A 22,116-nucleotide genomic window follows, 5' to 3' on the forward strand; every position below is an offset into this window, starting at 1 on the left:
GAGCTCCGTCCAGCAAAACCTTCCGAAACCAGCTCGCGTCATCTATTCAAGATATCCGCTCAGCCTGCTGCTCAATTAAACTTTTATTCAATGATCTCAACACCTTGCGTTTTCGCTCAGTGCGGATTGGGAAACTATGTGAACCCGATCCAGAAGTCAACCATTTTATGACCGGTCAGTCAAAAAAAATCTCAGCTGCGCTGTGCCACTTAAGGCCGCACTCAGCCGAGAAAGAGGTTCTAGATAAAACACACCGCCACGTCAACTGCTTTTTGAATTATTTGTTATATATCTTTTATATATCACGCATTACCTCTTCAATGATACGTTTTATTAATATTAACGCACTCAACTGTATATTACAGGCAGAACTCTCCAAATCCAGACAGAGAGTAATAATGCTCCTGAGATATTTAACACCACTCCCAGAACAAACATTATCCGCAGAGAGATACCTCGCATCTCCCCGACTGCTAAACTGTTGCAAGGCGTAGCTACCGGAGTCATGAAAGCGCATGTTGAAGCCGCAGATACAAGGACCATAAGAGGTAATGCATTAAGTGAGTAAGTCGCTGCAACATGGACAGTGATTCCAAAGAAGGCCGTTGAGACAACAGTATTACTTAAAAACTCAGTCAGGGTTATAACTACCAACGCCGTAACCAGATAGAGGGTATATTCACTTTGAACACCTACATTCATATGAGAAAGGACAGAAATAAAAGCTCTAGCAGCGGTCTTATCAAAGTTTAACATATGCACAACAACGACAAGCAGTCCGAGCAAAACCAGAAAGATTATTCCTCGTAAAGGCACACCTTGCAACAGGTCTCTGAATCTTAATACCTTGTTACTGAATATCAGCCATAAATAAACCGCTGTGAAAAATACTGCGACCATAGGCTCATAGTCTCTATATATAGGAACGAATTCTCGAAGGATTGAGGAACAAGTCCAGTAAGCCATGAACAGGGCAAATAATTTCAAGCCTGTTTTCTTAAATGAATCTACTTCATATTTGCCTTCGGACATTTCAGGCAGCTGCAATACTTTGGGTACAATAAATCTTAAAAGCAGCCATGCCAGTAAAAGAAAAAAGATGACCAGAGGAATGGCCCAGATAAACCAGTTAATAAAAGTAATCTGACTCCTGCCGGGTACTTTAAAAAAATCAAGTGCCCCCATAAGCAGTAAGTTTGCAGGACTGCCTATGAGCGACCCCATCCCCCCGATATTTGCGCCATATATAATTGAAAGAGTCAACGGAGTAGTCATTGACTCCAACTCACTATCGAGCCTGCGTATAACGGGCAGCATGGCCAGAACAGTAACAGCATTTGGTATAAACATAGATAGAGCTGCGGAAACAATCATCAGTGAAAGCAGCAGCACATCTGCTCTGCCCCGACTCATGCGTATAGCTTTTGACGCAAAATACTCTGGAAGCCCGACTGTAGCTATAACTCTGTACAGAATATATCCCGTAGCAAAAAGCAGCACCAAAGGTGCCCTGTTATATATATAGATAGTAGAGAATTCCATTTACAGCTCGTTTTAAAAAAATAACACAACTTGTTGCCCTGTGAGAAATATGCGCCAACGGTTTAAGAAATTAACAAATTTCATTCGCTACAGAAAATAATAGCCTGAGCATCATATGATTTAGTGTTGACGTTACGGATTAAATGTAAATACTACCTATTTTTTAATCCACACATTTTCATCAAGGTTAATATGTCAGAATTTGTACATTTGCACGTTCACACAGAATACAGTCTGCTTGACGGTGCTATTCGCATTAAGGATTTATGCCAACAGGCCAAAGACTTCGGAATGCCGGCAGTTGCTATCACCGACCATGGCACCATGTTCGGAGCAGTCAACTTTTACATGACAGCCCTTGAAATGGGCATCAAGCCTATTATCGGCTGTGAAGTATATGTTGCTCCCGGCGACATAGATGATGAGAATGCTCATATAAGTAAAGAGCGTAGAGAACGCTACCATTTAGTTTTACTGGCTAAAAACCAGCAGGGCTACAAAAATATTATTAAGCTCTGTTCATTGGGCTATCTTGAAGGATTTCACTACAAGCCACGAGTCAGCAAATACCTGCTTAACAAATACAGTGAAGGCATAATAGCCCTTTCAGCCTGCCTTGCGGGTGAAGTGTGCCGCACTCTGACTACAGTGGGACTTGATGCCGGTGTTGATATGGCCCGGCAGTATGCTGATATCTTCCCGAACAATTTCTATATTGAAGTTCAGGCTAACGGGTTGCGTGATCAGGAGATTGCTAACGAACTGCTCATCCAGTGCGCCGAAAAAACAGGCCTGCCTCTTGTTGCCACAAATGACTGCCATTACCTTACGCAAGAAGACTACGAAGCTCACGACTTGCTGTTGTGCATCCAGACACAGACAACAGTCGACGCTGAAAAACGTATGCGCATGGACACTGACCAGTTATATTTTAAGCAGCAGGAAGAATTTGAACAATATTTCGCTCATGTTCCAGAAGCAATCGCCAACACTCAAAAGATTGCTGAGATGTGCAATCTTGAGATTGAGCTGGGCAATTACTACTTCCCGGAATATGAACTTTCAGAAGGTATGACCATTGACACAGAATTTGTGAAGCTCTGTAAAGAAGGTCTGAAAAAACGTATTGAATTAGCTCCGTATGAAATTGATGAAAAAGTATACTGGGACCGTCTTGATTATGAACTCGGAGTCATCATCGAAATGGGGTTCCCTGCCTACTTCCTTATCGTTCAGGATTTTATCAACTGGGCAAAGAACAATCGTATCCCAGTAGGACCGGGCCGTGGTTCTGCAGCAGGCTCCATTGTTGCATGGGCACTACGTATCACCAACATTGACCCACTCCCTTATGATCTGCTCTTTGAAAGATTTCTTAACGTAGAACGTATCTCCATGCCGGATATTGATGTCGACTTTTGCGAACGTCGTCGTCTTGAGGTTGTAAAATACTGCTCCCAAAAATATGGATGGGACCACGTAGCCCAAATTACGACCTTCGGAACAATGAAAGCCAAAGCGGTTATCAAAGACGTTGGTAGGGCAATGGGCATGCATTTTTCCGAGACCGACCCCATTGCCAAGCTCATCCCTGATGATCCGGCCCTGCTTGCAAAAATGATGGGAGTCAAAAAGGCAAAAATCAATGTTGAAAATGCAGTCAAAGGGGTTCCTGAACTGCAGAACATGGTGGATACTAATCCCAAGATTGCAAAACTTATCGACATTGCCAAACGTCTTGAGGGAATGTCCCGTCATGCTTCAACACATGCAGCGGGCGTTGTTATTTCCGATAAACCCATGACCGACTACCTTCCCTTATACAAAGGGAAAAAGGGTGAAATCGTAACCCAGTTTGATATGAAGAAGGTCGAAAAAGTCGGCCTGATTAAATTTGACTTTCTGGGCCTGCGCACCATGACAGTTGTCGAGGACTGTCTTGATATCATACGTGAACAAGGTAAAGACGCTCCAGATCTTGATACACTCGCACTTGATGATCCGGATACATACGATATTTTTTGTAAAGGTGATACAGACGGAGTTTTTCAGGTTGAATCATCTGGCATGCGTAAATATCTGCGTATGCTGCGCCCAAACTGCTTTGAAGATATCATTGCTATGCTTGCACTCTACCGTCCGGGTCCACTCGGCTCAGGGATGGTTGATGAATTCATTAAACGTAAACATGGCGAAATCGAAGTATCCTATCTATGGCCGACTCTGGAGCCTAGCCTTGCACCTACATACGGAGTTATCGTCTATCAGGAACAGGTTATGGCTGCGGCAATGACCATTGCTAACTACTCACTTGGAGAGGGTGACCTGCTGCGACGTGCCATGGGTAAAAAAATCCCTGAAGAAATGGCAAAACACCGAGTTCGTTTCCTTGAAGGAGCCCGTGAAAATGAAATCCCTGAAAAAACCGCTAACGACATTTTCGACCTTATGGAACAGTTTGCGGCCTACGGTTTTAACAAATCTCACTCCGCAGCGTATGCTCTGATTTCATATTATACAGCATTTCTTAAAGCTCACTTCCCAGTAGAATTCATGGCAGCTCTTATGAGTACTGAAATGAACAATACTGAAAAAATAATTATGTACATTAATGCCTGCCGGGATATGGACGTTACTGTACGCCAACCTGATATCAATCTCGGTTTGGCTCGTTTCTCAGTATATGATGGAGATATTATCTACGGCATGGCCGGCATCAAAAACGTAGGAGAAGAGGCTATTGATGAGATCGTTATCGAAAGAAAAAACAATGGTCCATTCACCAGTCTTATCGACTTTTGTACCCGTGTTAATCTACGCAGAGTAACCAAAAGAGTTGCCGAATACCTTATCCGTGCTGGAGCTATGGACTCACTTGGAGTGTCTAGAGCTGGTCTTATTGCCGCTCTTGAAAAAGCCTTCACATACGGCCAGAAAAAGAACAAAGAGAAAGAATCCGGTATGCTCAACATGCTGGACATGCTCGGCGGCGGGGGAGGAAGCGATAGCAGTGAGCCCGTTCCACTCAGCTTTGAAGAATTCAATATGGAAGAAATGGATGATAAAGAAAAATTGCGTCTTGAAAAAGAAGCTCTCGGATTCTTCCTGACCAGTCATCCCCTTCTAGCCTTCCGTCATGAGATGCAACGCATGGGACTTGTAACCATAGAAGATTGCAAGAATATGGCTAACGGGACTCAGGTCCGTATTGGAATCATCATCCCGACCTTTAAAGAATATATCACCAAGAAAGGCGACAAGATGGCTTTCTGCCAGATGGAAGACATGACTGGCTCAGGTGAACTGACTATGCTTCCCAACACGTATGAAACTGCCGCACAATTTCTCGGACAGGACCAGCCTCTACTGGTCAAAGGCAAAATAGATCTGCGTGACCAGGAAGATGCACCGGACGATGCACCTAAGCAGGCTAAAATTCTGGCAGAAGAAGTCTCTTTACTGGAAACAGCCCAAGCAGGATGCCAAGAGGCTGTTCCGCTTCCTGTACATCATAAGCTGTGCACGGAGGAAGGAATTACAGAGCTCAAAGCTATTCTGGGAGGTTATCCGGGGTCAGCTCCGGTAACATTGCAACTATTTCTGGATGAAGTCGTATGTACATTACGTTTAGGGCACGGATATAATATCCGACCAAACGGAGACTTTTGGAAAGAATTCAACCAGTGGCGAAAAAAAAGTAATAACAAATCAGCTTAATAATCTCAGTAAAAATGAATACGGCAAAATATAAAACATTTTGCATCCTTACTTTAAAAGATAACAAATGAGTGGAGAACATAATGAGCAAAGGTATATGGAAACTTAAAGTTAAGAAAGATTTCAGCGCAGCACACCAGCTTAGAAATTATGGTGGAAAATGTGAAAATATGCATGGCCATAACTTCGGTGTTGAAGTTGAAGTTAAGGGCAATCGGCTTGACTCAAGAGTTGAAATACTCATGGACTTTAAAGAGCTGAAGAGAGATCTTTCTGAAGTATTGGAAACGCTGGACCATAAGCATCTTAACAGCACAGAGTTTTTTGAACACCAGAACCCTTCATCCGAAAACATTGCCCGCTACATATATAAAGAAATGCAAAAAAGAGTCGAGACCGAGCATGTCAAAATGGTTTATGCTTCTGTTTCAGAAAAAGATTCATCCGTAGCCAGTTACTCTGAGGAATAAATCATGAGACTGGTAATTCAAAGAACCAGCGGCGGAAAAGTTGAAGTTGAAGGAACAACAGTTGGTGAAATAGGTACAGGAATAATGGTTCTTGTAGGATTCGGTAAGGAGGACACCTTAGAACTTCCCAATTCCAAAGTCTGGAACATGCTTATTGATAAAATGATCGGACTAAGAATCTTTGAGGATGCAGAAGGGAAAATGAACCTCTCCCTTGCAGACATAGGCGGTGACATACTGCTGGTTTCACAGTTTACTCTTTATGCCTCATGTAAAAAAGGTCGTAGGCCGTCATTCACAGCTGCAGCAGCTCCTGATCTGGCAAGAGAACTTTGTGATCAATTCACCAAAGCAGTTACACAAAAGGCTCCTGCAAAAGTTGCAAAAGGACAATTCGGGGCCATGATGAATGTTGATTTTGTAAACTGGGGACCGGTTACAATTATGCTTGATTCAAACGATTTTATCTGAAAATTTTGATTTTAGCTTGACTTCCTTTGCTAAAAAGTGAGGATTAGGTATATTATTTTTAAGCAATAGAAGTCTCAATATGTTGTACAATTGACAGAGAAAGTTTTCTATCAGTTTTTTACTTTGGAGCAGTCATGCATAACTATGTGCTGGAAGCAATCCCCACCCCAGAAGAAAGCCGGGAAATTGCACGAAAGGCAGTCCATATTCTGAAAGGTTTCATCACGGATGATGACTTACTTCATGACATTGATCTTGTCCTGACAGAGGGCTGTTCAAATGTAGCACGCCATGCATATTCAACACATGCTCCATGCAACAGGCTTGAGTTAAAAATTACAATTATTCCTGATAAATCCGTTTCTTTTGAAATTTCAGACTGGGGGAAGGGGCTGTGCTCTGAATTAATAGATTTCAGTATGCCTTCTCCGGAAGCGGTTGGGGGAAGAGGGATGTTCATTATGTCGAAGTTAATGGATTCATTTGAGATAACACAAATAAACGGGAAAAATACAATCAAATTAACCCGCAATATAAAGGAAGAACAATGGCTGAGGAAAGAATAAGTATTTCTGACGGTACCCTTACTCTCAACTGCGGTAAAGAAGTAACGATCGAGACAATATACGACTACAAAGAGCAAGTTGAAAAAGAAAGTGAGTCTGCGGAAATACAAATAGTAATAGCAGACCTTTCTGAAGCTTTATTCTTGGACAGCTCAGGTATTGGTTTCCTTGTGTCTCTTAACTCACGTCTCAGAAGTATAAATAAACACATGTATCTCCTCCAGCCAAGTGAGCAAATATGCAAAACGTTGGAACTGGTTCGCCTTATATCCTTTTTTACTATTATTGAAGATGAACGAGAAATTCCTTAGGCCATCGTCCAGTTAGTACGGAGTTCACAGCATGCCTTGCCTTAAGCACTATTTTGATCCGGATTTTGATTACCAGAATCTTAAACCTGTGGAAAAAAACGATGGGAGCGTCGATTATTACAACATGGGTTACGTGCAAAGTGTCATTAAAGACCAAGTTCTAGCCCAATGGGAAGATGAACCTGAAGATGGCTGCCCCATGGGTTATCGGCATTTTCCCGAAAAGAAATTCCCTAAAGGTCCAAATACAAAAGTTAATCCTGAAGACATTAATCAGCTGATAGCAACCCGAAACGGATATGTTTTTTATAATGAAGATGGCCTTATCATGGTCAAAGAACTTCTGAACGTTCGTGGGGATGTGAGCCTCTCAACTGGTAATATCTTTTTTGTAGGCGACATCATAGTACATGGTTCCATAAAATCTGGACTTGATGTAAAAGCTAACAATATCAACGTCAAAAGACATATTGAACAGGCCAATGTTCAGGCTGCAGGTTTTTTAAAGTGTGACGGTGGCATAAAGGGAAACAGTAAGGCTTTAATCCAATCAAAAGAGACTCTTCGCACTGCCTTTTGTGAAAATGCGACACTTGTCAGTGAAGGAAATATTATCATTGAAAAAAACTGTATGCACACTAAAGTATATTGCGAAGGTAAATTTGCTGTAAAGGGTAGATTTGCTGGTGGCAAATGCTATAGTGACCAATATGTCTATATTGGAGAACAGCTTGGAGGAGGACTCAGTACTCCCTCACAAATTGTTGCTGGTTACAACCCGATATATCTTTTACAGATTGATAAAATTTCTGATCAGGTCAAATCGCTTACAGATACAGTAGAGACACTGCAGAAAGTCATTAATAATGGACATTCCACGCCGTCAGAGTACATAGAAAAAATCGAAAAAAATGAAATGAAAATTCGATTTTTAAAGAACAAAAAAAAGAAATTGTGGACTAAGATACAGCAGGCTGAAAAACTGGAATGTTGCAGGATTATGGTCGAAGGCATAGTCAAACCCGGAGTAGAGATAAGCATAGGACAGGCTTTTATGCAGGTTGATTCTCCTTTGGAAAATGTCTTTTTTTATTATGAAAACAACGAAATAAAAGTGGGATCACCCGCATTAAAAAAATAGAACCAATATGGATATAGCAACCCTAATAGGTATTGTCGGCGGATTCGGCCTCATCGTAGCAACCATTTTTATGGGTGGTAATGCTGCAGGTTTTGTTGACCCGCCATCAGCTGTTGTTGTTTTCGGTGGAACCTTTGCTTCAGCCTTTATCATGTTTCCTATGGGCGTGGTTCTCAAGGCTTTTAAGGTTGCGCTAAAAGGTTTTTTTGCCAAACCTCAGGACCCTAAAGCCATAATAGATCAGATAGTTGCTTTATCTGAAACGGCCAGAAAAGAAAGTCTTGTAGCGCTTGAAAAAGTTGCCATTGATGATGCCTATCTCAAAAAGGGCGTAATTCTGGTTGCCGACGGAACGGATGGAGATTTGGTCCGCTCTATTATGGAAATAGAAATAGACTTTATGAAAAAACGCCACTTTCAAGGTCAGGCTGTCATGAAAGGAATGGGTACAATGGCACCGGCTTTTGGAATGATCGGAACACTTATCGGACTTGTAAATATGCTTTCGAACTTAAGTGATCCGGATGCAATTGGACCGGCAATGGCTGTAGCACTGCTTACCACTCTATACGGCGCAGTTCTTGCGAACGTAATGTTTTTGCCGCTTGCCAAAAAACTTGAGGAACGTTCCTTTGAAGAGTCTCTTTACATGGAAATCATGGTTGAAGGAGTTGTTTCGATTCAAAAAGGAGAGCATCCTTCTATTGTAAAAGAGAAGCTGCAAGCTTTTCTTTCCCCTGCAATGCGTGATTCTACAGATTAAACATCAGATAGAATAATGGCAAAAATTGTTGTTCTCAAACCAAAGGACGATAGTCCTCCTCCAGAAGAAGGACTCCCACCGTGGATGGCTACATTTGCGGATATGGTTACCCTTTTACTGTGCTTTTTTGTTCTTCTACTTTCATTTGCCAATAATGATGTTGCAAAGTTCAAAGAACTTCTAGGTTCCATACAAGGGGCATTTGGCGTCAGGCAAGAACGCAAAATGGATGAACATCTTGCTCTCACTCCTGCAGATGTAGAACGTAAAGAAGTCAAAATGGACAGCAATGACAAGCGTCTTTTAGGTCTTGTATTACGTATTAAAGCTCTACTAGATCAAGATGATGCGACGCGTAAATCCTCAGGAGTAAAGGCTGATCAGGACGGAGTCCTTGTGACCAGCGAGTCAGCATCTTTATTCACACCAGGCTCAGCTACATTAAAGCCGGAAGCTAAAAAAATATTAAATAAAGTTATCAGCATACTTAAAGATCATAATTACAATCTGGTTGTACGAGGTCATACCGATAACTCTGAATCAGGGTCACGAAAATATCCAACTAACTGGGAACTGTCAGCAGCAAGAGCAGCAAGCGCTCTACGCTACATAATTGAACAAGGCGGAATTGACCCTAAAAGGCTAAAAGCTGTAGGTTACGCAGACACTCAGCCTCTGGTAAAAAATGACACTCCTCAGAATCGTCAGAGAAATAGACGCCTTGAATTTTTCTATCACAAACCGGCTCAGGATTCGTGGTAGGCCCCGACTATGAGAACCTACACTGCCAAACTACTTAAAAATGACTCAGATCCCGTTGATATATGCATAGAGCAAGATGGCAAGAAAAAGCATATGTGGGGAAAATTCGGTCCTCGTAAAGAAACAGATCTAAGTGAGTCGATAAATCAGGACACTATCCCGTTACTCATCGGTTCAGGACTTGGTATTGCTGCAGAAATTCTTGCCCAGAAAAAAGACCGCCCTATTCTGATACTTGATTGCGAAACACCTATAATTAAAGAAACTGGGCTCAAAGAAAAGTTTAAATCATATCAAAATATTATATGGATAACCACCAGTTCACCACTAAGTGCAGCCCGGCATATTAATGACCTTGAAAATAATTTCAAAAAGAAAATCCAGCTGCTGAAAATTCCTTTTTATCAACGCTTGTCTTCATTCTATACGAATGTTGAAAAACTGCTTTTAGAACAATCCAGACAAAAGGCAGAATTCGACTGCTGGCCTAAATTTCAAAATGAATTCCCCCGTATACTCCTACTGACCAGCCAGTATTTTCTAATGGGTGAAATAGTATCTGCCTGCCAAAGACAATCCATCCCGCACATGTTCATAAATATGGACGCGAAAGAAATGGATTTAGAAATTTTTGTAAGGCGCATCTCGGCAGCTATAAAAACATTCAAACCAGATTTTGTACTAACTGTTAACCATCTTGGAGTTGATCAGGAAGGAGTCTTAAACAGCCTGCTGCAACAATTTGATCTCCCCCTGGCATCATGGTTTGTGGACAACCCAATGCTAATCCTTCCGCTGTATAAAGGACAGGCAGACAGCAACACAACAATATTCACTTGGGATACTGACCGCATGGATTCATTAAGTGATATGGGGTTTGAAAATATTTTTCACCTGCCACTTGGCACCGACCAAACAAGATTTATACCTTCTGGAGGATGCAATAAAAGTCAGTGGGCTCGTGATATTTCATTTGTCGGAAATTCCATGGTCTACAAAACTTCTCGCAAACGGGAAGCAGCAAGACTAACAGGAGCTTTGGATGAACAGTGGGAGAAAATAGCACATAGATTTGGTAAAGAATCTGAACAGTCAGTTTTTAACTTTTTAAAGACTGATTTTCCAAATCTCCTGCCGCACTATGAAGAACTGAAGTCGCCATTTCGCAAGCTATCGTTTGAAACACTGATTATCTGGCAAGCAACACTTGAATACCGCCTATCCTGTCTGAAGAAAACACTCTCATTCTATCCGCTGATTGTCGGCGATGATGGATGGAAGAAAATATTACCTGAAACCAGTTCCTGGGAATACCATAAGGAACTTTCATATTATAATGACCTGCCTCAATTTTACCCCTGCTCAAAAATAAATTTCAATTGCACCAGTCAACAAATGAAAGGAGCTGTCAACCAGCGCGTATTCGATGTTCCTGCGTGTAATGGTTTTATCCTGACTGATCACCGAGACCAGATAGAAACACTTTTCGAGCCTGACAAAGAAATCGTAATCTACCGCTCCCAAGATGAGATACCAACCCTTATCGATAAATATCTCAATGATGGAAATGCGAGAAAATCTATCATCAAAGCAGCAAGAAAAAGAATACTTGCTGAGCATACATACGACAGCCGTATAGAAACTCTTATAGCCTGTATGCGCCAAGTATATGGATAAACGAAAACCCCGCTACATTTGTAGCAGGGTTTTAATTTTCTTTCTATACAGAAACCCAAACGTTCTACGAATCATAGACTAAGTTATTATTTCATCAAGTTCTACAATCTAGAGCAGAACTACCATATCTTGAGTAAGCTCTATCACTCTAAGAAGAAATCAATTTTACAGATTCTGAGTTTCAGTACTCAGGTTAAAGGATATACGCAGGTTAATTACCTCCACAACCGCCACTCTTATTATTCTTAGATCCCGAACCGGAACCTCTGTCACCTATCTGTCAAGGGGAAACACCAAGCTTAGGTATCACGACCTTTACAATAAGGAAGACTACTGCAAAGACGGCGATAAGTCCGAGTATTTCATTCATATCAGACCTCACTTATTTATAAGTTTCTTTCTTTAAAGTAAGTATCTCATACAAAATGTCAATACTCAACAATAAAATCAATCATAGATATAAATAACAAATCAACAGAAATATAAATATGGTTAAGATGGGATACTAAAATTAACATAAAAAATAAACTTTGCCCCCTCCCCTATACTGCTTTCAACAAAAAGTTCACCGCCCATTAGAGATACAAGCTTACGTGAAATTGGAAGTCCAAGCCCCGTTCCGCCATATTCTCTAGACGTTGAAGAGTCTACCTGGGTAAAGCTTTCAAATATAATAGATAATTTTTCTTTTGGTATACCTATCCCCTGATCACGGACTGAAAACATAACTCTATTATTTTCCATATATACAGAAATTTTAATTGAACCTTCGCTTGTAAATTTAACCGCATTACTGATTAGATTTGTCAGTACCTGCCGGACCCTAGTAGGATCACCTATAACTTCTTCAGGAACTTCTTCAGAAATATCACAAACAAGCGAAAGTCCTTTTTTAGTCGCAACAGCCTCAAATATAGTTACAACTCGTAAAACAATCTCATGAAGCCAAAAAAGATGTGATTCAATTTCAAGATACCCCGCTTCTATTTTAGAAATTTCAAGAACATCGTTTATTATTTCCAGTAAAGACTCTCCTGCGACCCCAGCAATATTTAAAAAATCTTTCTGCTCATCATCAACATTAGTTTCTTTTAACAACTCAATCATACCCAGGATAGAATGCATTGGAGTTCTTATCTCATGACTCATGTTAGCCATAAATTCAGTTTTAACCTTATTCGCATTTTCGGCTTTTTCCTTTTCTTCCTGTAGCAGCTCAAGAGTATCACCTATCGAAACAGACAATTCTGTCAGCTCATCGTCCCCGCTAAGCAAGACCTTTCTCCTGTCAGGCCCCGTAAAGAATCCACCTTTAAGTTGAGACTGAAGCATCTTTACTCTAGATACAAAATTATGATTCACAAAAAAATAAGTAACAACGCCAAGAATAAAAAGAGTACCCAAAAAAGAAAGAGCAAATATCCAAATTAGAGAACTGGCAATACTATGCGCTTCTCTTTTCATATCAAGACGTAATAAAACAAGCGGCTTACCTGAGTAATCTTTTATCACTTTGAAATCATGAATAGTATTATCCTCTGGCAATGAGTCCAGATCATTGCTTGGACTTGCACGGTCAAGCTCACTAAAAGATAAATCCAGCAGCAGCTCCTCTCCCAATTTTTTAATAGCAGCATCGCCATAAAAACGGCCCATGACTAAAGTCCCCAGAGGCCGTCCATCACCTTGGCTGGTTAATATTTTTTGAGCAGAAACCATCATGATCTTATGCTTAACTCTAATTAAACCCGTAAGCCCGTTAATTCCGCACTTAGATATAAATTCTTTGCCGCTACACCCCTCCGTGCGGAAACAGTTCTTTACTAAATCTGTACCAGAGTTACAGAATGAACTGAAAATATTACCATGATTATCAATAAAAATTAAAATATCTATATTCAGGTTAGTCAAAACTTCCTTGCTAAAGTTTGATTTAATAAATTCAATATTATGATCGCGCATAAATTCATAACTGTAATCAGACCAAGCCCAATCACGACAAATACTATCTAAGGAATGACTGTCAGCTAAAATGGCATAAGAAACACGACTAAGATTTTCTCTCATGAGAACATCTTCTATCTCATGAGAACTACGCTCCATAAAAATAAACGCATTAGCCCACGCTACGCTAAGAATAATAAGCCCTAAAATAAAGACGCCAATAAAACTTTTTCCTTTGAGTCCAATTCGCATTTACGTGCCTGCTCCATTTCATATAATTTATTGCACGTTGATTTACCCTCTAAACAAAAAAAAAGAAACTGGAGAATTCTCCAGTTTCTTTTCATTAAAACTATTTCTAAGAGAAATTGTTAAATAACGTCCCAGACTGCCCCTTGAGGAGTATCCTTAACCTCGACTCCGAGCTCAATCAACTCATCTCTTATCTCATCAGATCGGCTAAAATCTTTATTTTTCCTTGCATCCTGACGAGCTACTACAAGCTCTTCAACTCTTGCAACTTCAATTCCCTTACGGTCCAACATATTCATTTTAAGATTTTCAAGGAAAACTTTGGGGTCAATGGTGAAAATACCCAGCACATCACCCCATTTCTTCATGTCAGCAAGTATGCGAGTCCATGCATCACGGCCCCCCTCACTCTTTCGCCATGCCTTATCTTCGGCAATACGTCCGGCAAGACGGATAATAGTGAATATATGCCCCATAGCCGCTGCGGTGTTCATGTCATCTTCCATTGCCTCGGTCCAGCCATTCTCTGCATCATCAATTTCTGCAAGAACATCAGCTGGGAGCGCTGCTTTGGACCACTTCTGCTTCTGAAGAGCTTCTTCGATCTGCTCAAGAGCTGTGTAAACACGGCGTATTCCTTTCTCAGCATCTTCAAGTGCTTCAAAAGAAAAATCAAGAGGACTACGGTAATGCATAGTCAGCAAGAAATAACGTAAAGTCTCTGGAAGAAACTTCTCTATAATATCCCTGATGGTAAAAAAGTTACCAAGAGATTTAGACATCTTTTCAGAATTAATCTGCACAAATCCGTTATGAACCCAGAAACGGGCCATTTCTTTTCCAGTGGCAGCTTCGCTCTGGGCAATTTCATTTTCATGATGCGGAAAACTTAAATCCTGTCCACCACCATGAATATCAAAAGGTAAATCCAAATATTTCTCACTCATTGCAGAACATTCAAGATGCCAGCCGGGACGGCCTTCGCCCCAAGGACTTTCCCATGAAGGTTCGCCGGGTTTAGCCGCTTTCCAGAGCGCAAAATCAAGAGGATCTTTTTTTTCTTCCCCGGGCTTGATACGTGCCCCAGACTGAAGATCTTCAATATTCCGACCGGAAAGCTTCCCGTAGTCATCAAAAGAACGGACCTTAAAATAAACATCTCCGGAAGGGGTGGAGTACGCATGATCCTTTGCAATCAGAGTTTCGGTAAGTGCAATCATTTCAGGAATGTGCTCTGTACACTTAGGCTCTATATCTGCGCGCAGAATATTAAGCCTATCCATATCAACATAAAACTCGCCGATAAATTTTTTAGCCAATTCATCGGCTGATACACCAGACTCATTAGCACGATTAATTATTTTATCATCAATATCAGTAAAGTTACGAACAAAAGTCACATCGTAACCTTTAAAACGCAAGTAGCGAACTAGAACATCAAAAACTACTGAAGAACGGGCATGCCCAATATGACAAAGATCATATGCAGTGATGCCACATGCATAAAGACTTACTTTATTACCATTAGCAGGAACAAATTCTTCTTTTTTTCTCTTAAGTGTATTGTAAAGGCGCATAGCCAACTCCTTTTTATCTAAAATAAATATCAGCTGTCACCGGCATTTGATCCCAGCTCATCCGATTCAACAGTTACCCCGTAAAGTTCAAGCAATTCTTCAAAACTGCGCCCCATAAACATGTACAACAACGGCACAGGTTCAGTAGGCTCCACCCTGACAACCAACTTTCCGGGTTTCGCAATAAATTTTATAATCTCAGCATAAAAATTCTCAGCAAAACCATTACCAAGACTTTTAGCCTTCTGCATCTTAAGCTGCATCCCTTCCATTAACTTTGAGCGGTATGAGAGAAAGTCGCTATTCTCCGCTGCTGCTGCTAAATCAAGAAATTTTACCGTCAACGACTTGTCTACCAAAATCATACCGCCATCCAGCATACTGACCCCGATAAGACCATTAAACCCTGAATTTATTAACTTCACATCTCCAAGATCAAATCCGGTACTTACCTGAAGGGAGTCTACTCCGTCAAAACAAAGCTTTTTCACCGTCAGCCGTTTTGTTTCGTCTTCATATATGTAGTCGGCCAAGAGGTCAAAAGTCAGTTCCTCATAGCCCATTTTACGAAACTCTCCGGCGTATGGTCCAAGATTCATGAAATCAACAGGAACAGATATACCTTCAATAGAACCCTTAAAAAATAATGGAAAACTATGCTCACGATCAAACTTATCGATCACAATCCTATCAACAGAAAAACTGGACCCCATAGAGAAAGAACAGTGTATGCCCCAAATATTCAAAGTTTGATCAAAAGGATTAATCAAGGCCCTATCAAATTCGACCCTGACAAGATCTGAATACTTATCCGTGAATTCATGAACTTTTTGCGCAGAAAATTCTTCCAGCTTGAAATATCCGCCTGCCATAATTGCAAGCAGAACAAACAAAAATACAAACCATTTAAAAAATGACTTCACTGCACTGCCCATAGAACCGCCTAGGAATATTTTCTCAAACCGGTAACAGCAGCAACCGCCTTGATGCCTTTCTTTTCACCGGTAAAACCAAGCTTCTCTTCTGTTGTAGCTTTTACATTGACCTGATTTTTATCCAGCCCCATCAGTGAAGCCACATTCTTGCGGATCAATTCGCGATGAGGCGAAAGCTTTGGAATCTGAGCGATAATGGTCATATCTACATGAACAATTTCAATTCCGGCATCTTCAGCTTTAACCAATACTTCCTTAAGAATGATTCCGCTGGACATGTTCTCACATTCAGCAGAGGTATCAGGAAAATGATGTCCAATATCACCACCTCCAAATAAGCCTAAAACAGCATCAGCCAGAGCATGAAGTAATACATCCCCATCAGAATGGGCTATAATTTCAGGACCTCCTGGGATAGGAACTCCGCCCAGAACCATAGGCCGACCTGCTCCGTATTTATGCACATCATATCCCCATCCCACACACGGCAGAATTCGGGAATCTTCTTCAATACGTTTCAGATCTTCGGGATTGGTAATCTTCACGTTGCCTTCCTCTCCACTGCATATGTGAACGTTCTTTCCTGCCATCTCAACCATTGAAGCATCATCAGTAACATCCCAGCCCTCTTTTTCAGCCTGTTCATGAGCAGCATAGAGAACTGGAAGTGAAAATCCCTGCGGAGTCTGGACAGCTTTAAGACTTGAGCGCACAAGAGTTTTTTTCACAATATCGCCATCAACTTCCTTGATGGTATCAGTGACTTCTACCGCAGGGATAACCGCATCCCGCCCATTTCTCATCATATCCACAATCGAGCTCATCATTGCAGCAGAGGCAAAAGGACGAGCGGAATCATGCACAAGCACATGCGAACACCCGGAGGGCAGCTCGTTCAACCCATTAAAGACTGAATCCTGACGACGTTTACCGCCGGCTGTAACCTTAAAAGGCATGCCGAGAGAATCAGTTCCATCCAGATCTGCAACAACTTCTTTCATCTCATCCACCTGATCCGGTGGAAAAACAAAGATAATGCCCGTAACAGCCGGAGTTTTAGAAAAAGTAAGTGCAGAATGCCAGAAAAGCGGAAAGCCCTTCCAGGAAAGAAATTGTTTTTTTACGCCGCCAACGGCATTTGCCAGACGGGTACCGCTTCCTGCTGCGAGTAAAACGGCCCAGACTTCACCTGATGCGCTCATGGAATCTCCCTGATAATCAAAAATCACTTAACGGAATTCCTAAAAAAAAGGCAGCCCAAGGGCTGCCCGAATATTCAAACAAGTAATGGAGTCGGACTATAAGCCGGGTCCTGTATCTGCCCGAAAGCAGACGATCATCATTCCTCTAGGGTGCACGTTACCATACACCTCAAGCAACCTACCCGAAAGCTCGGCCGGGCCGGCCTCAAACACTTCCCTATTTGGTCTTGCTCCGGACGGGGTTTACCTGGCCGGATATGTTACCATATCCGCCGGTGGGCTCTTACCCCACCGTTTCACCCTTACCTCCATAAATGAAGGCGGTCTGCTTTCTGTGGCACTTTCCCGGAATCGCTTCCGCTGGGAGTTACCCAGCGCCCTGCCCTGCGGAGCCCGGACTTTCCTCCCCGACAGTAAAGCCGCGGCGATGATCCGTCCAACTCCAAAAAAAGAACGCCTCCGGAGGCATTAAAATCATGTTTGTATATCTGTCAAACTACAACGACGAAGCTTTGGAACATCCGGAGGTTTCAAAGCTTCGTCGCTGCACTAAATATTAATCCTGCTGAAGAGCTTTAGGCTTAGCAGCTTCAGGAATATGCTCAATCCAATAAATTAATCTCTGACAGTTTGGACAACTGAGAATCTGTTTTCCTTCCTGCAGACTGTTAAAATCCTGAGGAGGAATCATTATGTTACACCCTGCGCAAACCGCACCCTCAACAGGAACGATAACCGGATGTGACAGGCGGGAGCGGATGAACTCATAACGTCCAAGAATAGGGGCTGGAACAGCTTTTCCAGCTTTATCACGACGCTTAGTGAGTTTTCCAAGATCACCATTTGCTGCAGCAAGTCTTTCTTTAAGGTTAGCCCGTTTTTCAGCTAACTCTTCATTGAGTTCCTTGATCTTAGCATTGATATCATCAATCATCTCAGTCTGACGTGCTGTTTCCTCAAGAATTGTTATTTTCTCTTCTTCACGCAGTCTGTTGAGTTTTTCGAGGCTATCCATCTCGCGCATCATGGCGTGATATTCTTTAGTGGTGCCGACAAGCATCAGCTTACTTTTACTTTTCTTGACTTTGACGGCATCTTCTTCGATCTCAACGTCTAATCTTTTCTTCTGCTCTGTGAACAGATCAAGTTTTTCATCAAGCTGCTGTTTACGCTTTTCAAGGGATTCATAACGAGCTTCGAGAGCGGCAACCTCTTTAGGAGCCTGATCGATTTCTGCTTCAAGCAAAATAATTTCGTCATCAACCTTCTGCAAAACTACAAGCTGTTCTATCTGTTTTTCATACATTATGGGGTCCCCTTTTCGCGGATGAGCCTTATGGCCTCCGCCACATCGATGTTCGGAAACTTAATTTACCGCCAAAGCGGCTTGTCCCGTAATAAAAACACATACAGTCCCGTAAGGCCTCTACGTGACCGTTAATTCTCTAGAGTTTTTAATGTCCCTTTCAGGACCTGCGTACGCCTTCCCCCTGCACATAATAGGCAAAAGGATTACATCCGCCGAAAAATTTAACTTCTGTTCCACCGCCAAGATCAGCTCTTAAAATAACGGCAAAACGGCGCATCATCTCTTCTTCAAGAGAAAAATGCCCCACATCAAATATAGCACCCACAGTCTCCTGTGCCGCATGATATTTAACGTCTCCAGTAATGAATACATCTGCGCCATCGGCAAAAGCTTTATTCATCAGTGAAGAACCTGACCCAGGACAAATGGCCACCGAACTGATATTTTCTGGTTTTGGACCGCAAAGTCCTATCACATCACATCCGGTTAACTGTGATACCTGATCTACAAAATCAGTATAACAAACCGGATCAGAAAACTGCCCGATACAACCATATCCTAGAGTTTCACCAGCTTCATTTTCTGCGACCGGATCAAGAACCCTTAAACTTTCAAGCCCCAGATCACGACCCAACCAAGATACAACACCTTTAAACTGAACGTCCAAAGAGGTATGGGAGGCAAATAGGGTCGCATCTGCGCATAAGATTTGTTTCATAACGGTGTGAAACCAATCTAGTTTAAATGGCAGCTTAGCCTCAATTGCCAGAGGGTGATGAGTCAGTATAAACTGGGCTCCCCACTCCAAAGCAGATGAAACAACTTGTGGCAATGGGTCAAGAGCCACTGCAATTTTACGGACTTCCTTTTCGGAGCCAGCAATCTGAACACCACAATTATCCCATGAAGCAGCATAGCTCGAAGGGACAAGAGATTCAATCCGGTTGATAACTTCTATGGTCTTCATAACAACCACCGTATTGCGTGCAACATGGTTATTCATTGCCATGCTAGCAAGATGTTCAATTATTACCGCTTGTAGACCACTTTTTCACATCAAAGTCCGAGAAAAGAAGATGCTCCCGCAAGGGTTGTCCCCCGGGAGCACAACTACTTTCTTAATATAGAAAGTCTAAAAATCTGGATTGTATTTGATATGTATCCATCTACTATAAGTGGTGGGCCAACCAGGATTCGAACCTGGGACCATCCGGTTATGAGCCGGGGGCTCTGCCAACTGAGCTATTGGCCCGTTCTGTCAAGCGAGTCGAGCTTAATAGCCCAACATTTGACAATATGTCAAGTCTAAATCAAGAAAAAAATAATTTCTTCAAACAAGATAATAATATCTAGCACATAAATATACACATTGAAACTACCAAGCTGAAGGCAGAATCAATTATTCTATCTCATTCTCACGAATATACCTGATCACTGAAGTTGTTGAATAGCCCGGCAAAAGAGGAAGTGAAAGGACTTGCCCTCCACGATCTTCTACAATATCACGCCCGACAATATTATCAACTGTCCAGTCCCCGCCTTTTACCAGCACATCAGGCTGAACTTTTTTTATCAGACTGTATGGAGTGTCTTCGTCAAAAAAAATAACGTAATCAATACAAGCAAGTCCTGCCAGCACAAAAGCACGTTGCTGCTGCTTTGTTACAGGACGTTTATCGCCTTTGATTGAGCGGACAGAGCTATCACTGTTCAATCCGAGAACAAGAAAGTCACCCTGCTCTCTGGCGCGTGATAAAAGGTCCACATGCCCTGCATGAAGAATATCAAAACAGCCATTGGTAAAGACAATCTTACTGTCTTTTGAAAAATCAGCTCTGATCTTTTCAAATTCAGCAGCAGAGAGTATCTTCGGGCTGTGAAGATTAATATTTAATTCCTGAGTCAAATTTACTTCTCCCGTTTCATGATGAGCAGATAATAATCAACAAATACGACTTGGCAAGGAGTATCACTCGGTGAATTTAAAAAACAAAACCATTATCCTGATCATTGCTGCTCTTCCCTTCTACCTAAATGATATTTCCAATATCTTTGTTAAGAAGGAGTTGCTCTGGATCAGCATTGATTACTGCCTGAAAATAGTTCCGCTGACTTTCCTTTTCTATCTACTGAAAAAAGAAATCCTATCTCGTAATGATCTTGGACTAATATCCATCTCGCCATTAAAATTAGTCAATTGGACAATCGGCGTCACAATTATTGGGCTGAGCCTTGATGAGCCCGGCTTTGCTCTATGGGCAAAGATACTGCCATCCTTCAGGCTTGGCTCAATACCTATCGGCCCGGACTCTCAATTCTACAATCTAGATATGACCGTCGGACTTATGCTGGTAGCAGTAGCAGAAGAAATTATTTTTAGAGCTCTTGCATTCAGTGCGCTAAAAGAACGAGGTTGCTCTACTCAAAAGATATTTATAATCTCAGGATTAGTCTTCGGATTAATACACTGGTCACAAGGCCCTGTAGCAGTTGCAGCAACCGCTGTAACAGGATCTGCCCTTATGATCTGCATGTGGCGCACCGGATCAATATATCCAACAATCATAGCTCACTACCTGATTAACTACCTTTCATTTTCGGGTAAGGCCTATATCTTTTGGGGTTTATAACCTCCTGCAGCTATCCGAGGCCAAAAGAATATTTCCAAAAAAGGTCTCTTACCATCGAATGCCACCAGATATTTTGCTATTTTTTAGGCTGTAAATTTTCAGAAGCTCCGAGCACAATCAGCTCGACCCAATCAAGAGCAAAATTAAGACATTCTTCTTCATCGCTGAGGATAGCTTCCTGTCTTTCTTCGGAAATATCAAGACGGGAAAAAACATTCATGTCTTTGATAAAATTAACAAAGTTATCTACCTGATAAAGAGCCAGAAAGACCATGTTCAGCTTTCTTTCGTCAAGAACTATTCCGGCTTTACGAGCCCGAGTCATGATGCGCATGTAACGGTCATTAACTTCATTATACGGCTCAAGCCCCTGATCTTTGAGCCATTCATTACTGGTCCATTCCTTATCCTCTTCAAACCCACGACAGTGTGGTTCCTGTACGATAAAGAACTGCTCAATGGTCTCACCTTCTTCGTTCATACGGGAAGCACGGCCTAAAGGATAAGTACGGCAGGCACCTGGGCGGTTTTCATAGATAGAGCACCCTTCATCGCGCACAAAAGGACAACTGCGCTTGGAATTATCGAGCATCCGCAGTTTGGTCATGGGAAACCCTGCCCCCGGAGTGCGTGAAATATCCACATGATTGTGGATGAATTTCTTACTGTCATGCCCCAGTCCTTTGCGTAAGCGCAAAACATCATACGGAGTAAGCATAAGGTTTAAATCACCACAACAGGCGTTGAAACAACGAACTTCAGGGTGGCAGGCAAAACCGAAACTTTTACCGGCTTCAAGTTCAGGCAGATTATTTAAAAATTCTTCGGTGCTATCATGTTCAGACAT

General features: G+C 41.8%; 19 protein-coding genes, 1 tRNA gene and 1 other RNA gene. 10 read left to right on the plus strand and 11 right to left on the minus strand.

Annotated features, from left to right (window positions below; genetic code table 11):
* Positions 1–348: 348 nt before the first annotated feature.
* Positions 349–1,542, minus strand: a complete 1,194-nt coding sequence (locus H589_RS0100650) for an SLC13 family permease (RefSeq protein ID WP_027720236.1) — start codon at positions 1,540–1,542, stop codon at positions 349–351.
* Positions 1,543–1,734: 192 nt separating this feature from the next.
* Between H589_RS0100650 and dnaE the strand changes: the two genes are divergently transcribed.
* The 9 genes from dnaE to H589_RS0100695 all read left to right on the plus strand — a co-directional run bounded on the left by dnaE (position 1,735) and on the right by H589_RS0100695 (position 11,420).
* A complete protein-coding gene (dnaE, locus tag H589_RS0100655; RefSeq protein ID WP_027720237.1) occupies positions 1,735–5,259 on the plus strand; it encodes a DNA polymerase III subunit alpha in 3,525 nt (1,174 codons plus the stop codon).
* A gap of 83 nt (positions 5,260–5,342) precedes the next feature.
* Positions 5,343–5,729: a 6-carboxytetrahydropterin synthase QueD gene (gene queD, locus H589_RS0100660; RefSeq protein ID WP_027720238.1), complete on the plus strand. Its 387-nt coding sequence runs from the start codon at positions 5,343–5,345 to the stop codon at positions 5,727–5,729.
* 3 nt (positions 5,730–5,732) lie between these two features.
* Positions 5,733–6,200: a D-aminoacyl-tRNA deacylase gene (dtd, locus tag H589_RS0100665; protein ID WP_027720239.1), complete on the plus strand. Its 468-nt coding sequence runs from the start codon at positions 5,733–5,735 to the stop codon at positions 6,198–6,200.
* Between the two features lie 134 nt (positions 6,201–6,334).
* Positions 6,335–6,766, plus strand: a complete 432-nt coding sequence (locus H589_RS0100670) for an ATP-binding protein (protein WP_027720240.1) — start codon at positions 6,335–6,337, stop codon at positions 6,764–6,766.
* Positions 6,748–7,077: an STAS domain-containing protein gene (locus H589_RS0100675; RefSeq protein ID WP_027720241.1), complete on the plus strand. Its 330-nt coding sequence runs from the start codon at positions 6,748–6,750 to the stop codon at positions 7,075–7,077. The genes H589_RS0100670 and H589_RS0100675 overlap by 19 nt, the downstream gene beginning before the upstream one ends.
* A 31-nt stretch (positions 7,078–7,108) precedes the next feature.
* Positions 7,109–8,218, plus strand: a complete 1,110-nt coding sequence (locus tag H589_RS0100680) for a FapA family protein (RefSeq protein WP_027720242.1) — start codon at positions 7,109–7,111, stop codon at positions 8,216–8,218.
* Between the two features lie 7 nt (positions 8,219–8,225).
* Positions 8,226–8,981 carry a motility protein A gene (locus tag H589_RS0100685; protein WP_027720243.1) on the plus strand — a complete coding sequence of 252 codons (756 nt, stop codon included), beginning with the start codon at positions 8,226–8,228 and terminating at the stop codon, positions 8,979–8,981.
* Between the two features lie 15 nt (positions 8,982–8,996).
* Positions 8,997–9,743: an OmpA family protein gene (locus H589_RS0100690; RefSeq protein WP_027720244.1), complete on the plus strand. Its 747-nt coding sequence runs from the start codon at positions 8,997–8,999 to the stop codon at positions 9,741–9,743.
* Between the two features lie 9 nt (positions 9,744–9,752).
* Entirely contained in the window at positions 9,753–11,420 is a 1,668-nt protein-coding gene (locus H589_RS0100695) for a CgeB family protein (protein WP_027720245.1), read from the plus strand.
* A gap of 492 nt (positions 11,421–11,912) precedes the next feature.
* Here the strand turns inward: H589_RS0100695 and H589_RS0100700 are convergent, their stop codons facing one another.
* The 9 genes from H589_RS0100700 to rfaE2 all read right to left on the minus strand — a co-directional run bounded on the left by H589_RS0100700 (position 11,913) and on the right by rfaE2 (position 20,545).
* Positions 11,913–13,616 carry a sensor histidine kinase gene (locus H589_RS0100700; protein WP_027720246.1) on the minus strand — a complete coding sequence of 568 codons (1,704 nt, stop codon included), beginning with the start codon at positions 13,614–13,616 and terminating at the stop codon, positions 11,913–11,915.
* Positions 13,617–13,735: 119 nt separating this feature from the next.
* Positions 13,736–15,193 (minus strand): cysteine--tRNA ligase, encoded by a 1,458-nt coding sequence (gene cysS / locus H589_RS0100705; RefSeq protein ID WP_027720247.1) that lies wholly within the window; start codon positions 15,191–15,193, stop codon positions 13,736–13,738.
* 29 nt (positions 15,194–15,222) lie between these two features.
* Complete coding sequence (locus H589_RS0100710) at positions 15,223–16,128, minus strand: hypothetical protein (protein ID WP_035074622.1); 906 nt, start codon at positions 16,126–16,128, stop codon at positions 15,223–15,225.
* An 8-nt stretch (positions 16,129–16,136) separates the two neighbouring features.
* The gene (gene ispD / locus H589_RS0100715; protein WP_027720249.1) at positions 16,137–17,330 is read right to left on the minus strand and encodes a 2-C-methyl-D-erythritol 4-phosphate cytidylyltransferase; all 1,194 of its coding nucleotides are present in this window, start codon (positions 17,328–17,330) and stop codon (positions 16,137–16,139) included.
* 83 nt (positions 17,331–17,413) lie between these two features.
* Positions 17,414–17,774: RNase P RNA component class A (rnpB, locus tag H589_RS20270), an RNA gene on the minus strand.
* 112 nt (positions 17,775–17,886) lie between these two features.
* Entirely contained in the window at positions 17,887–18,636 is a 750-nt protein-coding gene (locus tag H589_RS0100720; protein WP_027720250.1) for a zinc ribbon domain-containing protein, read from the minus strand.
* 160 nt (positions 18,637–18,796) lie between these two features.
* Entirely contained in the window at positions 18,797–19,606 is an 810-nt protein-coding gene (locus H589_RS0100725; protein WP_027720251.1) for a Nif3-like dinuclear metal center hexameric protein, read from the minus strand.
* 209 nt (positions 19,607–19,815) lie between these two features.
* Positions 19,816–19,891: transfer RNA gene (locus H589_RS0100730), tRNA-Ile, on the minus strand.
* A 147-nt stretch (positions 19,892–20,038) separates the two neighbouring features.
* Positions 20,039–20,545 (minus strand): D-glycero-beta-D-manno-heptose 1-phosphate adenylyltransferase, encoded by a 507-nt coding sequence (rfaE2, locus tag H589_RS0100735; RefSeq protein ID WP_084146813.1) that lies wholly within the window; start codon positions 20,543–20,545, stop codon positions 20,039–20,041.
* 70 nt (positions 20,546–20,615) lie between these two features.
* On the opposite strand from rfaE2, the gene H589_RS0100740 reads away from it, so the two are divergent.
* On the plus strand, positions 20,616–21,269 hold the full coding sequence (locus H589_RS0100740) for a CPBP family intramembrane glutamic endopeptidase (RefSeq protein ID WP_027720253.1): 654 nt from the start codon (positions 20,616–20,618) through the stop codon (positions 21,267–21,269).
* A 76-nt stretch (positions 21,270–21,345) separates the two neighbouring features.
* Here H589_RS0100740 and H589_RS0100745 read toward each other — a convergent pair whose 3' ends face one another.
* Positions 21,346–22,116: a YkgJ family cysteine cluster protein gene (locus H589_RS0100745; protein WP_027720254.1), complete on the minus strand. Its 771-nt coding sequence runs from the start codon at positions 22,114–22,116 to the stop codon at positions 21,346–21,348.

Origin of the sequence: Maridesulfovibrio zosterae DSM 11974, from assembly GCF_000425265.1 — a bacterium.
GTDB lineage: Bacteria > Desulfobacterota > Desulfovibrionia > Desulfovibrionales > Desulfovibrionaceae > Maridesulfovibrio > Maridesulfovibrio zosterae.

Coding starts and splice junctions, on each gene's coding strand:
- H589_RS0100650 (WP_027720236.1), bottom strand. CDS start 1,542: ATGGAATTCTCTACTATCTATATATATAACAGGGCACCTTTGGTGCTG.
- dnaE (WP_027720237.1), top strand. CDS start 1,735: ATGTCAGAATTTGTACATTTGCACGTTCACACAGAATACAGTCTGCTT.
- queD (WP_027720238.1), top strand. CDS start 5,343: ATGAGCAAAGGTATATGGAAACTTAAAGTTAAGAAAGATTTCAGCGCA.
- dtd (WP_027720239.1), top strand. CDS start 5,733: ATGAGACTGGTAATTCAAAGAACCAGCGGCGGAAAAGTTGAAGTTGAA.
- H589_RS0100670 (WP_027720240.1), top strand. CDS start 6,335: ATGCATAACTATGTGCTGGAAGCAATCCCCACCCCAGAAGAAAGCCGG.
- H589_RS0100675 (WP_027720241.1), top strand. CDS start 6,748: ATGGCTGAGGAAAGAATAAGTATTTCTGACGGTACCCTTACTCTCAAC.
- H589_RS0100680 (WP_027720242.1), top strand. CDS start 7,109: ATGCCTTGCCTTAAGCACTATTTTGATCCGGATTTTGATTACCAGAAT.
- H589_RS0100685 (WP_027720243.1), top strand. CDS start 8,226: ATGGATATAGCAACCCTAATAGGTATTGTCGGCGGATTCGGCCTCATC.
- H589_RS0100690 (WP_027720244.1), top strand. CDS start 8,997: ATGGCAAAAATTGTTGTTCTCAAACCAAAGGACGATAGTCCTCCTCCA.
- H589_RS0100695 (WP_027720245.1), top strand. CDS start 9,753: ATGAGAACCTACACTGCCAAACTACTTAAAAATGACTCAGATCCCGTT.
- H589_RS0100700 (WP_027720246.1), bottom strand. CDS start 13,616: ATGCGAATTGGACTCAAAGGAAAAAGTTTTATTGGCGTCTTTATTTTA.
- cysS (WP_027720247.1), bottom strand. CDS start 15,193: ATGCGCCTTTACAATACACTTAAGAGAAAAAAAGAAGAATTTGTTCCT.
- H589_RS0100710 (WP_035074622.1), bottom strand. CDS start 16,128: ATGGGCAGTGCAGTGAAGTCATTTTTTAAATGGTTTGTATTTTTGTTT.
- ispD (WP_027720249.1), bottom strand. CDS start 17,330: ATGAGCGCATCAGGTGAAGTCTGGGCCGTTTTACTCGCAGCAGGAAGC.
- H589_RS0100720 (WP_027720250.1), bottom strand. CDS start 18,636: ATGTATGAAAAACAGATAGAACAGCTTGTAGTTTTGCAGAAGGTTGAT.
- H589_RS0100725 (WP_027720251.1), bottom strand. CDS start 19,606: ATGAAGACCATAGAAGTTATCAACCGGATTGAATCTCTTGTCCCTTCG.
- H589_RS0100745 (WP_027720254.1), bottom strand. CDS start 22,116: ATGTCTGAACATGATAGCACCGAAGAATTTTTAAATAATCTGCCTGAA.